Annotated in this window: 12 protein-coding genes; 7 read left to right on the top strand and 5 right to left on the bottom strand. The window is 62.0% G+C overall.

From position 1 onward, the window contains the following. The first annotated feature begins 479 nt into the window (after positions 1-479). Positions 480-794, top strand: coding sequence for a hypothetical protein (locus E8Q41_RS23620; RefSeq protein ID WP_137158019.1), 315 nt, complete (start codon positions 480-482; stop codon positions 792-794). Between the two features lie 161 nt (positions 795-955). Here E8Q41_RS23620 and E8Q41_RS23615 read toward each other — a convergent pair whose 3' ends face one another. Next, positions 956-1,183 (bottom strand): hypothetical protein, encoded by a 228-nt coding sequence (locus tag E8Q41_RS23615; RefSeq protein WP_137158018.1) that lies wholly within the window; start codon positions 1,181-1,183, stop codon positions 956-958. Between the two features lie 389 nt (positions 1,184-1,572). Between E8Q41_RS23615 and E8Q41_RS23610 the strand changes: the two genes are divergently transcribed. From E8Q41_RS23610 to E8Q41_RS23600, 3 genes are all read left to right on the top strand, one after another. Beyond that, positions 1,573-1,983, top strand: coding sequence for a DUF559 domain-containing protein (locus E8Q41_RS23610; protein WP_137158017.1), 411 nt, complete (start codon positions 1,573-1,575; stop codon positions 1,981-1,983). Between the two features lie 778 nt (positions 1,984-2,761). After that, positions 2,762-4,744, top strand: coding sequence for a threonine--tRNA ligase (gene thrS, locus E8Q41_RS23605; protein ID WP_137158016.1), 1,983 nt, complete (start codon positions 2,762-2,764; stop codon positions 4,742-4,744). Positions 4,745-4,863: 119 nt separating this feature from the next. Next, on the top strand, positions 4,864-5,691 hold the full coding sequence (locus E8Q41_RS23600) for a lysophospholipid acyltransferase family protein (protein WP_137158015.1): 828 nt from the start codon (positions 4,864-4,866) through the stop codon (positions 5,689-5,691). 15 nt (positions 5,692-5,706) lie between these two features. Here E8Q41_RS23600 and E8Q41_RS23595 read toward each other — a convergent pair whose 3' ends face one another. Beyond that, on the bottom strand, positions 5,707-6,705 hold the full coding sequence (locus E8Q41_RS23595) for a hypothetical protein (protein ID WP_246660306.1): 999 nt from the start codon (positions 6,703-6,705) through the stop codon (positions 5,707-5,709). Positions 6,706-6,797: 92 nt separating this feature from the next. On the opposite strand from E8Q41_RS23595, the gene E8Q41_RS23590 reads away from it, so the two are divergent. Next, a complete protein-coding gene (locus E8Q41_RS23590) occupies positions 6,798-7,373 on the top strand; it encodes a nitroreductase (RefSeq protein WP_137158014.1) in 576 nt (191 codons plus the stop codon). Between the two features lie 4 nt (positions 7,374-7,377). Then, positions 7,378-7,983: a flavin reductase family protein gene (locus tag E8Q41_RS23585; protein ID WP_137158013.1), complete on the top strand. Its 606-nt coding sequence runs from the start codon at positions 7,378-7,380 to the stop codon at positions 7,981-7,983. A gap of 3 nt (positions 7,984-7,986) precedes the next feature. Here E8Q41_RS23585 and E8Q41_RS23580 read toward each other — a convergent pair whose 3' ends face one another. Beyond that, positions 7,987-8,517 carry an aldolase/citrate lyase family protein gene (locus E8Q41_RS23580; RefSeq protein WP_137158012.1) on the bottom strand — a complete coding sequence of 177 codons (531 nt, stop codon included), beginning with the start codon at positions 8,515-8,517 and terminating at the stop codon, positions 7,987-7,989. 131 nt (positions 8,518-8,648) lie between these two features. On the opposite strand from E8Q41_RS23580, the gene E8Q41_RS23575 reads away from it, so the two are divergent. After that, entirely contained in the window at positions 8,649-9,770 is a 1,122-nt protein-coding gene (locus E8Q41_RS23575; protein WP_137158257.1) for a DUF2336 domain-containing protein, read from the top strand. A 187-nt stretch (positions 9,771-9,957) separates the two neighbouring features. On the opposite strand, the gene E8Q41_RS23570 is transcribed toward E8Q41_RS23575, so the two are convergent. Together E8Q41_RS23570 and E8Q41_RS23565 are read right to left on the bottom strand one after the other, a co-directional pair. Continuing rightward, positions 9,958-12,819: a hypothetical protein gene (locus tag E8Q41_RS23570; RefSeq protein WP_137158011.1), complete on the bottom strand. Its 2,862-nt coding sequence runs from the start codon at positions 12,817-12,819 to the stop codon at positions 9,958-9,960. A gap of 53 nt (positions 12,820-12,872) precedes the next feature. After that, complete coding sequence (locus E8Q41_RS23565) at positions 12,873-13,496, bottom strand: hypothetical protein (RefSeq protein WP_205910418.1); 624 nt, start codon at positions 13,494-13,496, stop codon at positions 12,873-12,875. Between the last annotated feature and the right edge of the window lie 210 nt (positions 13,497-13,706).

Here is a 13,706-nt window from a genome sequence, read left to right as displayed (position 1 = left end):
GGGGGGGGGGGAAGTGTAACGCTTTCTATATCCTGTCCCCTTTGGTCGGGTGGAGGGAAGCCACTCAGATCATCGCCACGGGTTGGCAAAGCGTTGGTCCGTCTTCACCGGGCCTTAGCAGAGCGACAGGCACTCGCAACGACGGCTGACATTGGCAATGACTGCTCCGGTCGAGGAAAGCGACCTGCAGTTTCTGTGGGCAAATGTCTACCTCTAAAACAACGCTGATCTTGACGAAGCCAGCGGACCCAATGCCCTCGCTGTTGAGGGAGCCATTCGGTCTTGTGGGTCGACATATACGGCTCTTGGCGGCGCCATCGGCTCGACTGAGAACCTATTGATAGATGCGGTGATGGATGGCCTTGCAATTCCCAGCCTCGACGGTATTCTTCATGCGGTCAAGCGTGGTCGTCTCGGCGTTCGAATTAACTAATCCCTCTATGGCAAATATAAATTCAAACTCGAACAGCTAAGCACACATGAACGCCAAATATCTCACCACGGCATTGATAGCTTTTTTTCTAGCGCATCCCGTCAAAGCTGCTCGGCTAACGGACGAAGAGCGGTTGGACACTTTGGCAATTGCTCATGTTGCAAAACTCTGCGACATCGAATTCAACCACGACAGAAGGGCTTGGCTCTACGGATTTGGGATGGGCGTTGATCCCGCCGTTCATGCGCGGGCAAAAGCTATGGCAGAAAAAGGCCTGAAAGAACTCGCCCAACGCTTCGGCAGAGAGGGTGCTTGTGCGAGGTACAGGGCCACCTTTAAAACTATGGGCGGCTGGCTTTAGCGTAAAGTATTTGATGACCCCGCGCCACTCCGTTAAGCTGAGTTTATCCAATCATGAATTCTGAAAATGCTTAAATTCTACCGCGCACCAAAATATTGAAGGTGGATCCGAATCTCATCGGTCGAGATTAAGTACGCTTCTCAGAATGTGCTTCAATAACCTCACTTGCAAATCACATTCCCCTGTCGGTTCTTGTAGCACCCTGGTCGCTGCGCCTGATTTTGCTTGTAATAATACTGTTGGCTCTGGTTGTTGGCGCCGGAAAGATCGCCATCGAGATCGCCGTTGATGTCGCTGCTGCTTGGTTTGTTTCGGATGACGCGCGTTTCGCTGAAGGCGCTTACGGGCGAGAGCGTGATGATGGCCAGCATGAGTAAGGCGGCGCGCATGGGGATCTCCTGATAACGATAGTTGCTCAACTCTACAGCGTCGGCTCCTGTTCCCGCAATCGCCGCCGCATGTCTTTCGGCGTGGTCGAGGGGTAGCGGAGACGGGGCTGTATTTGATGTCGGAAAGCATGCCGGAGAAATAGGGCTTTATTTTGTGTGCTCCCCGGCCCCTCATCCCCCTGCCGGGACCTTCTCCCCGCACCTGCGGGGAGAAGCCGGATTGTGGCAATGCCGGCGCTCCATCGCCCTTCGCCCCGCAGGTGCGGGGAGAAGGTGGCGGCAGCCGAATGAGGGGCGGAGCAGGACGCTCAACGATATGGGCCACTCGCGCGTCGACAACGTGTTCGCCATAAAGTAGCATTGCTTGTCACCAAAAAAGCGGCGTCATCATGCGCGAGGCAGACATATTCAGGACGAGACGCGCCAGAGAATTGCGCCAGGTCGACAATGATGCTGAGCGCGCCTTCTGGAGCGAGGTTCGCGGCAGGAGGCTGAGCGGATACAAATTCGTGCGTCAGGAACCGATTGATCGGTATTTCGCGGATTTTGCATGCCGTGAAAAGAAGCTGGTGGTGGAGTTGGACGAAAGCCAGCATGTCAATTCCGCTCACGATGTCAGGCGCGACCGGGTGATGACCGAGCTGGGCTGGAATGTTCTGCGCTTCTGGAGTGTCGATGTTCTGACGGAGCGCGATGCGGTGCTTGAGACCCTGCTCAGTTTCCTCGATCGTCCATCGATGCGCATTGTGGAGGCGTCGGACGTCAAGTATTTTCCGGCCTTTTGTTTTCACGATCTATGACGGGCGCGTAACTGAATTGCAGGCGTGCACAGCCCCTCATCCGGCTGCCGCCACCTTCTCCCCGCGCCTGCGGGGAGAAGGTGGATGTGGCAATGTCGGCGCTCCATCGCCCTTCTCCCCGCATGCGCGGGGAGAAGGTGGCGGCAGCCGGATGAGGGGCGATGCACGCCCTGCACCCCCCCATACAACCCGCAAAAATTTTCACTCATTTCATCCCCCACCATCCCACGCCCCTTATCCTATCCCTCGTCCCATCATCGGCTACACCGCGAGGCGTCGCGGCGAGATGGGGCCGGCGCTGGGGGAAGGGGGACGACGTGCATCCCTTTCTCCGGGGCTTCGAGAAACGACGACCCCCGAACACTGGGGACCTGGGCGTGAAAGCGTCCCCCAGGGTGGCGTCTCGAAAGGGACGTTACAGTAAGGCCCGCTTTAGAGGCGGATTACCCGCAGGCTCCACCTGCGGCGACGAGCGTCAAGTTCGAAGCACAAACCGCCGAATGCGGGGCGCGACGAGCGTCATACTAAACTTACTTAACGAGGCGTTCTTCGCGCCCCGGCCGAGCCCTTATGGGCGAAGCGAGACAATGACGGACAACTCCGGGCGATCAAAGGCTGCGGAGCGGTTTGGCGCGTCCGCTCCCGCGCGACGTCCGGGAGCCCCGCCGTCCACCCTTCCAAAACGGCCCAAATCGCTCTATACCGCGCGCGTCAACTGCCGGATTCTTCCGGCCTCACCACCCGCATTCGTTGGCGGGACTGGATAAAGGAAAAGCATATGTCCGTTTCCCTGACTTTCCCCGATGGCTCCATCCGCTCTTATGACGCCTCCGCAACCGGACGCGACGTCGCCGAGAGCATTTCGAAATCGCTCGCCAAGAAGGCCGTCGCCATCAAGATCGACGGCGCGCTGCGCGATCTCTCCGACCCCGTCATCGACGGCCGGATCGAGATCGTCACCCGCGCCGATCCCGCCGCTCTCGAGCTCATCCGCCATGACGCGGCCCATGTGATGGCCGAAGCCGTGCAGGAACTCTGGCCCGGCACCCAGGTCACCATCGGCCCGGTGATCGAAAACGGCTTCTATTACGATTTCTATCGCGACACGCCCTTCACGCCCGACGACCTGCCGGTCATCGAGAAGAAGATGAAGGAGATCATCGGCCGCAACAAAGCCTTCACCAAGCAGGTCTGGTCGCGCGACAAGGCCAAACAGGTGTTTGCCGACAAGGGCGAAAAGTTCAAGGTCGAACTGGTCGACGCCATCCCCGAGGGGCAGGATCTCAAGATCTACCATCAGGGCGACTGGTTCGATCTCTGCCGCGGTCCGCATATGGCTTCCACGGGTCAGATCGGTACGGCCTTCAAGTTGATGAAGGTGGCCGGCGCCTATTGGCGCGGCGACAGCAACAATCCCATGCTGACCCGCATCTACGGCACCGCCTGGGCCGAACAGGCCGAGCTCGACGCTTATCTACACAAGCTTGCCGAAGCCGAAAAGCGCGATCACCGCAAGCTCGGCCGCGAAATGGATCTCTATCACTTCCAGGAAGAAGGCCCGGGCGTGGTGTTCTGGCATGGCAAGGGCTGGCGCATGTTCCAGACCCTGACCGCCTATATGCGCCGGCGTCTGGCCGGAACCTATCAGGAGGTCAACGCGCCGCAGGTGCTCGACAAGTCGCTGTGGGAAACCTCGGGCCACTGGGGCTGGTATCAGGAGAACATGTTCGCGGTGAAATCCGCCCATGCCTTCACCCATCCCGATGACGAGGAAGCTGACCAGAAGGTTTTCGCGCTCAAGCCGATGAACTGCCCCGGCCATATCCAGATCTTCAAGCATGGCCTGAAGTCCTATCGCGACATGCCGGTGCGTCTGGCCGAATTCGGCCTCGTGCATCGCTATGAAGCCTCGGGGGCGTTGCACGGGCTGATGCGCGTGCGCGGCTTCACCCAGGACGACGCGCATGTGTTCTGCACCGACGAGCAGATGGCGGCGGAATGCCTGCGCATCAACGACCTGATCCTCTCGGTCTATCAGGATTTCGGCTTCGACGAGATCGTGGTGAAGCTCTCCACCCGTCCGGACAAGCGCGTCGGCGACGATGCGCTCTGGGATCGCGCCGAAAGCGTGATGATGGAGGTGTTGAAAACCATCGAGGAACAGTCCGGCGGCCGCATCAAGACTGGCATCCTGCCGGGCGAGGGCGCCTTCTATGGCCCGAAATTCGAATATACGCTGAAGGACGCCATCGGCCGCGAATGGCAGTGCGGCACGACCCAGGTCGACTTCAACCTGCCCGAACGCTTCGGCGCCTTCTATATCGACAGCAATTCGGAAAAGACCCAGCCGGTAATGATCCATCGCGCCATCTGCGGCTCGATGGAGCGCTTCCTCGGCATTCTCATCGAAAACTATGCCGGCCATATGCCGCTGTGGTTTGCGCCGCAGCAGGTGGTGGTCGCCACCATCACCTCGGAAGCCGACGATTACGCCATGAAAGTGGTGGAGCGTCTGCGTCACGCCGGCCTGTCGGTCGAGGCGGATCTGCGCAACGAGAAGATCAACTACAAGGTCCGCGAACATTCGGTGACCAAGGTTCCGGTGATCCTGGTCTGCGGCAAGCGCGAGGCCGAGGAGCAGACGGTCAACATGCGCCGTCTCGGTTCGCAGAATCAGACGCCGATGGCGCTGGAGGAAGCCATCGCCGCGCTGGTGGACGAAGCGACCCCGCCCGACCTCAAGCGCAGGGCGGCGCTGTAAACGCGCGCTCCAGACAAAAGTTCCGGCAGGCGTGGACAAAATCCACGCCTGTCGTCATTATGTCACCCTAGGTTCTTATCAGTGTAAGAACTGTAGACGATGATTCTGGAAACGCCCCCGTGAAATTCAAAGAACTGTCCTACGCCAATGAGAGCGACCCGCTTCTCAAGCGCATGGTGATCCGCACCGTCGAGAACCTGTCCGGCCGCGACAAATATGTCGAGATGTACAAGATCTGGCGCTCGGATGTGGTGGGCAAGTCGGACCGGGTGTTTTCCAAAATGCTCGAACTCATCAAGATCGATCTCTCGGTCAAGGGCAACTGGCCGCCCAAGGATCTTCCGGATGGTCCGGTGGTGATGATCGCCAACCATCCCTATGGCATCGCCGACGGCATCGCCGTGCTGGCGCTCGCCGAACAGCTGGGCCGTCCCTTCAAGGTGCTGATCAACGACCAGCTCCTGAAAATCCCGGAAATGAAGCCCTATTCGCTGCCGGTCTCCTTCGACGAGACCAAGGAAGCGCTGGCCATCAATATGGCGACGCGCAACGAGGCGCTCAGGCTGCTCAAGGAAGGCGTCACCATCGTCATCTTCCCGGCCGGCGGCGTCGCGACCGCGCCCAAGGGTTTCGGCCAGGCAGAGGACCTGCCGTGGAAAATGTTCCCGGCCAAGCTGATCCAGTCGGCCAAGGCGAGCGTGCTGCCGATCTATTTCGAAGGCCAGAACGGCTGGCTGTTCCATCTCGTCAGCCGCTTTTCGCTGACGCTGCGCCTGTCGCTCCTGATCCGCGAATTCTGCCAGCTTTCGGGCGAAACGATCTATTCGAATATCGGCCAGATCGTGCCTTGGGACGAACTGTCGAACATTCCGGACCGCAAGGCCATTCTGCAATATATCTATGACTGCGTCTTCGCGCTGGGCGGTCGGACGGAAAAGACCGCGTAAGGCCGGAGTGACGGATCAACCGTCATCCAGCAGCACTTCCACGTCCTGGTTCTTGCCGGGCGTGACGGTGAAATCGCGCTGGTAGATCTTGTCCTTGTGCCGCGCAACGGCGGTGTATTTGCCTTCGGCGAGGATCACCACCGGAAACGCGCCGACGCTTTCGCTGACCGAGTCGCCCGAGCCCGACAGGATCGACCAGGCGGTGTCGGCGATGGCTTCGCCGCCCTCCTGCGACACCAGCTTCAGCGCGATCTTGGCCGCCTTGTGCTGCAGCGTCGCCTTGGTCAATTGCCCGGCGCGGATCTGGATGTCGGCGCGGATCGTGGCGTTGATGTCGCCGTAATTGGAGACGATGTGATAGGTGCCGGCGTTCAGCCGCACGATCTCGCCCGGCTTGACGTCGCCCATGATCAGGCCGCGCTCGCCATCCTCGCGCACTTCGGTCGAATAGATGTTGAATTTCAATTCGCTGAGGGGAATGCGGTTGTCGGAGCCCGACACCGCGTTCAGCACCACGCCGCCGGCGTCCAGCACCAGGGTCTGGGCGGCGACGTCGCCTTTGGCCGGCACGACCAGCTTCTTCGTGGCACCGGCGCGGCCGAAGGCCACATGCACGAAATATTCGCCCGGCTCGAGTTCGAGATCGGCGGAGCCGCCCTCGGCGCTGGCGAGCAGCGGCAGCTTGCCGTCGGGGCCGGCGATGGGGCGGAACACCCGCCAGGAGAGACCATATTTCATCGGCGCGCCGCCTTCGGTCAGCCGCGCCTCGAAATGCACCGGCCTGCCGGTCGACAAAAGCGCGTCACCGCTCGGAGACAAGGGCGAAAAGGCGTTGACCGGAGGCGTCTCCGCCGGCCGCGTGGCCGTGCCCGCGCCGGGCTTGACTTCATCGGGCCTGCGGCTGGGTTCGATGACGGTGAAGGGATCGGTGTCCTGCGCATGAGCGGGCGCGGGGCCGGCAATCATGACGGCGAGGGCCGCTGGCGCGAATGAGGCGATGATGGCGGTCTTCATTTCCGAGCTTGACTCTCCGTTCGCGGCGGATCACTTCTCCCGCAAGCTGGACAGGATTTCAAGTCCGACTTCTTCGTCGGAATAGAGGCAATATGAAGACCGATATCACGCTGATCGACTATCTCCGCACCCGCCGCTCCATTCCCGCTTTCCAGATGCGCGAGCCGGGGCCATCGAAGGAGGAGGTCGACGCCATGCTGACGCTGGCGAGCCGCGTGCCCGACCATGGCAAGCTCGCCCCCTGGCGCTTCATCGTCTATGCCGGTCCGGTCCGCGAGCGGATCTCGTTGGAGCTCGCCGCCATCCGCAAGGGCGACCAGCCGGATCTCTCGGAAGAAATGGTCAAGGTCGAGGAAACCCGCTTCACCCGCGCTCCTGTGGTGATCGCAGTCGTGTCGCGCGCCGCCCCGCATGCGAAAGTCCCGGAATGGGAACAGGTGATGTCGGCCGGCGCCGTCTGCCTCAATCTGCTGATGGCGGCCAATGCGCATGGCTATGTGTCGAACTGGCTGTCTGAATGGATGGCCTTCGACGAGCGCGCTTTCCCGATCCTCGGCGTTCGGCCGGGCGAGAAACTCGCGGGCTTCATCCATATCGGCTCCACCGATTTCCCGGTCGTAGACCGGCCGCGTCCTGAGCTCGCCGACATCGTGAACTGGGCGGAGTAATCCGGTGTTCTACAGGGCCGACACCCGCGATCACGGTCTGCCGCATGATCCGTTCAAGGCGATCGTTGCGCCGCGCCCGATCGGCTGGATCGGCACGCGCGGCGCCGATGGCGGGCGCAATCTCGGCCCTTACTCCTTCTTCAACATCGTCAGCGATGCGCCGAAGATCGTGATGTTTTCGTCGTCGGGCTACAAGCATTCGGCCCGCAACGCCACGGACACCGGCGTCTTCACCGTCAACTATGTCAGCGCCGACCTGATGACGGCGATGAACGCCTCGTCGGCCGCCGTGCCTTATGGCGTCGACGAGTTCGAGCTCGCAGGCCTGACCGTCGCCCAGGGCGAGATGGTCGATGCGCCCTATGTGGCCGAGGCCAAGGCGGTGCTCGAATGCAAGGTGACCCAGATCATCCGCCCCGTCGATCTCGATGGCAAGGAAACGGATGCGCATATGGTGTTCGGCCAGGTGGTCGGCATCCGCATCGACGACGAGGTCATCCGCAACGGTCGTTTCGACGTGACGCTCGCCCGTCCCGTGACGCGGCTGGGTTACATGGATTACGCCGAAGCCGGTCCGCTCTTTGAGCTTGCGCGCCCGAAGGTCGGCTGACGCTTACCCGATTGAGACGCCCGCGAAGCCGAGCGCGCGCGTGTCCTCGTCGCTTTTCGGATCGTCGCTCACACTCCACTCGAACGCCGGGACGCCCGCCGCCGCCGCTGCGAACAAGAGCTGCAGCCGCGCCTGATCGAGAAGAGGCGAGGGGTCGCTGCAGCCGAGGCTGGCCCGAAGGCTCGACCGATCCCAGGTCAGGCCGATCAGCCGCGGCGACGCGATGACGGGTTTCTGCAAGGCGAGCACGGCGCGGGCGGTGTCCGCCATGCTGGCGATCAGCCGGGTCGCGCCCTCGGCGAGCCCAAGTCGCGCTTCCGCGACCCGCAGGGCGGTTTCCACACGCTCCAAACCCGCAAGGCCCGCGCAGTTGCGAACCAACAGGCCATCGGTTTGTGTGGACAAGGCCGACTGAAGCTCTGCCGCGAGATGATCCGACTCGCCGTCCACGACGGCCAGCGTGAGGGGTGGCCGACCTTCCTCAAACCAGCGAAGCCTCGCCAGAGTGGGTCTCGGAATGGAGCCTTGGTTCATTTTGCCTCTCGTGTCATAGAGTTAACCGCTTCTCTCCAAACATGGTGAACCAATCTTAAACTTTTGCCGGCTAAGCTCGAACTCAGTACAGGGCGCGAGTCTGGGAGTCGGGCGTGATCATAGAAACCTTTATGCGTTGGGCGGAAAAGGCGAAAGCGTCTGAACGCGCCAAGGCGGCCAATGCGCTCGGCCGCGCCTATCTACACTCGACGATGGACGCGCATGAGCGTCAGGCGGCTTTGCTTGCCATGACCTGGCTGCTCGACGATCCCTCGCCGAAAGTGCGGCTGGCGCTCGCCCAGGCGCTCGGGGGCACAGAACAGGCGCCGCGGGCGCTGATCCTGTCGCTTTGCCTCGATCAACCGGAAATCGCCGCCGAGGTCATCGGCCGTTCGCCGATCCTGTCCGACATCGATCTCGTCGACCTCGCCGCTCGCGGCGATGGCGTCACCCGCGCCCTGATTGCCTCCCGCTATGTGCTGACCCAGCCGGTCTGCGCGGCGATCGCCGAGATCGGCGACGAGGCGGAAATCGAGATCATGCTCGCCAATCCCGGCGCCATCGTCACCCGCCATAGCCTCAGGCGCATCGCCGAGCGTCATGCCGGCTCCGCCATTCTGCGCGACATGCTGCTGGAGCGCGAGGAACTGCCGCTCGACGCCCGTCACCGGCTGGCGTTGAGCCTGTCGGAAGCGCTCGGCGACAGCGATCTGGTGCGAAACATCCTCGGCGCCCGCCGGTCGGAACGCTTGCTCCGCGAAGCCTGCGAAGAGGCGACCGTCGCGCTGGCCGGCATTGCCGACGCGAGCGACATGGACAACCTAATCGACCACCTCGCGGAGCAGGAATTCCTCACTCCCGCTTTTCTCATGCAGGCGCTGTGCCTCGGCAAGATCGACTTCTTCGCCGCCGCCGTCTCGCATCTCTCCAGTCTGCAGGAAAAGCGGGTCCGCTCCATCCTCGCCGACGGCCGCTGGCACGCCATTCGCGCGCTTTACGAGGCGGCGGGGCTGGCGCGGGAAATGTCGGAAGTCTTTGTCGAGGCGACGCTGGAATGGCGTCGTCAGTCCGTCGATCCGCACAGCACGGGCTTCAGCGCCATCGCCACGCGTCTGGTTGATCGCTTCCGCAGCCGCAAGACGATCGGCGAATTGTCCAGCCAGCTGATCGACATGGTCGAGCGCCTGCATTTCGTCGAACAACGTCAGTCGGCGCGCGCTTACGCATCCTTCCTCACGGTCGAGGCGGCCTAGCTAGCCAATTCCCGATCCCACCATGCCTGGCGATATCCGGCTCTTCCGGAGCCGCAATCCACGCAGCTCTGCATTGATAGAGAAATGGGCGCTCGAACGCGCCCAGTCCATGGTCTAGCTTTGCTTTTCGTCCCTGACATTGTCGGTCTCCCGCCGACGCGGAGTCGCGTCGGCGGGAGACGTCGGATCACAGGATGAAGTCGTCCGAGGTCAGACGCTTGCTGCCGTCGAGATGCAGCATAAAGTCGGCCTTGGCGTCGCCGTCGATATCGGCTTCGATATAGGTCTCCTTGTTTTCAACATAGGTCCGCAATTGGCCTGCGCGTCCCGAGAATTCCGTCTCGCCGATCAGGGAGAACGACTGGTTGCCCGCGATCCCGCTTTTCGCGTCGATCGCGCTCAGATCAATCACATCGCCGCCGACAACGGAGAAGTCGGAAATCGTATCGGCTTTTGCGATGCGCTTGCCGGAATCGCCGTCGGCGAAGACGAATGTATCCGCGCCTGCGCCGCCCTTCAGCGTATCGATGCTCGCGCCGCCGAGCAGCACGTCATTGCCCTGGGCGCCCACCAGGCTGTCCGCGCCCGCGCCGCCTTCGAGACGATCCTCGCCCGCGCCGCCGAACAGGGTGTCGGCGCCGCCATTGCCCGACAGCGTGTCGTTACCCTGATTGCCGTAAAGCGCGTTGCTTTTTGCCGTGCCGGAGATCGTGTTGGCGAGCGCATTGCCTTGTCCTTCCTGCGCGGCCCCGCGAAGGACGAGATTTTCGACATTGCCCGTCAGCCGGAAGCTGTCTGCCGAGCTGCGTACCAGATCGGATCCTGCGCCGGCGCTTTCGGTGACCTTGTCCGCAGCATCGTCGACCACATAGATGTCATCTCCTGCCCCACCGGTCATTTGGTCGGCGCCTGCGCGACCGTCGAGGATATTGGCGCCGGCATTGCCGACGAGCGTGTTGGAGAGGCTGTTGCCGGTGGCGTCGATCGCCTCGGAGCCTTCTAGCTCCAGGGATTCGAGATTGTCGCCGAGCGTATAGGAGATCTGGGCGCGAACCAGATCGCTGCCTTCGTCTGCGGCTTCGACGACCGAATCCCCGGCGTTTTCGACGAGATAGATGTCGTCGCCTTTGCCGCCGGCCAGCGTGTCCGAGCCCGCGAGACCGTCGAGCGTGTTGGCGCCGTCATTGCCGGTGAGGGTGTTGTCGAGTTCCGAGCCTGTGGCGTCGATATCAAGGTCGCCGGTCAGGGACAGGTTTTCGAGCGCCGCCCCGAGCGTATAGCTGATGCTGGACCGGACATGGTCGTTGCCGGCGTCCGCCTCTTCAGAGACGACGTCGCCTGCGTCGTCGATCACATAGGTGTCGTCGCCCGATCCTCCGGCCAGCGTATCCGCGCCCGCCGCGCCGTCCAGCACATTTGCGCCGTCATTGCCCTTGAGGTTGTTGGCGAGGTCGTTGCCGGTGGCGTCGATGTCGCCGGCGCCGCTCAGTTCGAGCGTTTCGATGTTGGACGAGAGGACGTAGCTTGCCGTCGAGACAACCGTATCGCTGCCGGCGTCGGCGCTCTCGGTGACGACGTCGCCCTCCGCATCGACGACATAGGCGTCGTCTCCCTTGCCGCCGCGCATCTCGTCGACGCCGGCGCCGCCATCCAGCCTGTCCGCGCCGGATGCGCCGATCAGCACGTCGTCTCCCGCGCCGCCGACGAGGGAATCATCGAGAACGCCGCCATCGAGGTAATCCGTTCCGTCGCCGCCGGTGATCGTGTCCGCGCCGCCGAAACCGTAAATCGCATAGCCCAGGACATCGTCGGAAAGCGCGCCTGCCGACAACGATTCGCCCGCATCGCTCGACCCGATGATCACTTCGCGCCCGTCATCCTCGAGCGGGACGAGGATCGGGCCGGTGGCCCAGGTGCCCTCCGTCTGCTCGGTGGCGAGACGACCGTGGTTCATGTTGCCCCAGCCATAGACATTGCCATCCTCGTCCACGGCGAAGGCGTGATTGGCGCCACCGGAGATCGAGACGATCTTGACGCCGTCGAGGCCTTCGATCTGGGTCGGGGCGACAAGAGTGTCATCGTCGCCGGTCGTCCGTTCCAGACCGAGCCAACCTTCGTCATTGCGACCCCAGGACCAGACTTCGCCATCCGCCGTGAGCGCCACCACCCAGCGCGAGCCGATATGGATGTCGACGACATTGTCCGGCAGGCCTTCGATGACGGTCGGAACGGCGGAATTTTCGGTGTCGGCATTGGTGAGCAGGCCATCGACGATGTCGCCCTTCACCAGCTGGCCGTAATCCGATTGGCCCCAGCCATAGACCGTTCCGTCTTCGGTGATGGCGAAGGACGTATTGGTGCCGGCGATCACCTTGGTCACCGTGCCGGGGATATCGACATGCAGAGGGGTCGAGGACCGGCGGACAAAGCTGCCGTCATCTTCCACGCCCTCGGGGCCTAGCTGGCCCTGCACATTGGAGCCCATCGCATAGACTTCGCCGCTTTCCGTGAGCACGAGCGCATAGGACGTGCCCCAGTCGATCGAAGCGACTTTTTCGCCGCCGAAGGAGGAGGCGGCAACGGCGACCGGCGTCCCCTGATTGGTGAGGTTGCCGATGCCGAGCTGGCCATTGGTGTTCTGGCCCCAGGCATAGAGGACGCCTTCGTCGGAAATTGCGTAGCTCGCGCCGTTTGCCATGTAGATCTGCTCGATCTTGACGCCGTCGAGGCCGGTCACCTTGACCGGGGTCAGCACTTCGTAATTGCTGGTGTCGCCCTGACCGAGTTTGCCTTGATTGTTGTCGCCCCAGACATAGACTTCGCCATCCGCGGTGAGGAAGGCGCCGTGCAGCATGCCCGCCGAAATCGCGACGATTTCACCGGTGAAGCCGTCCGGCAGGTTGATCGCGCCGATATCGCCCCAGGCGACGCCGGTGTCGGTGACTTCGCCGCGGCCAAGCTGGCTTTCATTGTTTTCGCCGACCGTATAGACGACGCCGTCCTTCAGAAATATCGAATAGTGGTTGCCGCCCTGAGCCTGTACGGTCATGGTTCTCTCCTGTTTTTGTTATGTCTTTTGTTTGCGCGGCGTCTTGCCGAGCGTCAGTTGCTTGCCGCGCCGAGCGGTTCGCGCTCGTCATCGGCATCGCTGCGCGAGGCCGATGACAGAAGGATCAGTCCCACAACGAAGGCCGCGAACACGGCGCCGGCGTAAGCCAGCAGGATCACGGCCATGGGAACGACGAAATTGAGCTGTGGCGCCGCGCCGAGGATGACCGGCGTGATCCAGGATATGGTCGATACCGCCGCGCATAGCGCGAAAAGCCGGAGCGTCCGGGGGCGGGCCGCCGCAAACAGCGGCGCACCCTGAAGCCGACGCAGCGCAGGCAGGACGCGCGCATGGATCAGCGCTCCATTGGCGGTAAGAATGGCGACGATGACGATCTTGGCGAAGATTTTCGGATTGGCGAGCTTTGCCGGGTCCGACACTGCATAAAGCGCCAGAAATCCAAGGCCGGAAATCCACAGCAGCAAGAGGCCGAGGCTGACGAAGCGCGACGCCCAGACGACAAGATCGAGATCCTGTCTGGTCAGGCCGTCCGGCGCTTTCCGCTGAACGAAGAAGTCTATGAACAGCGCAAAGCCAAGGCCAAACACCAGGCCTGCAAAGTGGCCGAGGCGCAGCATGGTGCGGAGAATGGAAAGGGCGAACGGGTCCGTTAGCACAAGGGATCCCGCTCCGGAAAATGCAATTTGCATCACGGCAAAACGTTCTTCAGTTGCGCATGAAGGGGCTATCAGCCGGAAAGTTTCCGGGTACTTGCTGTTTCATGTCTGTTTTCGACAGAACGGCGGCCTACAAAACATGAGTAAATTAATCAAGGAAAAAATTTACCGATCTTTACTCACTTTTACACAAAGGCTCCGCCACGAGCC

This window comes from Rhizobium sp. FKL33, assembly GCF_005222915.1.
In the GTDB taxonomy this organism is placed as follows: domain Bacteria; phylum Pseudomonadota; class Alphaproteobacteria; order Rhizobiales; family Rhizobiaceae; genus Rhizobium_E.
This window is presented reverse-complemented; position numbering and strand designations above follow the sequence as displayed.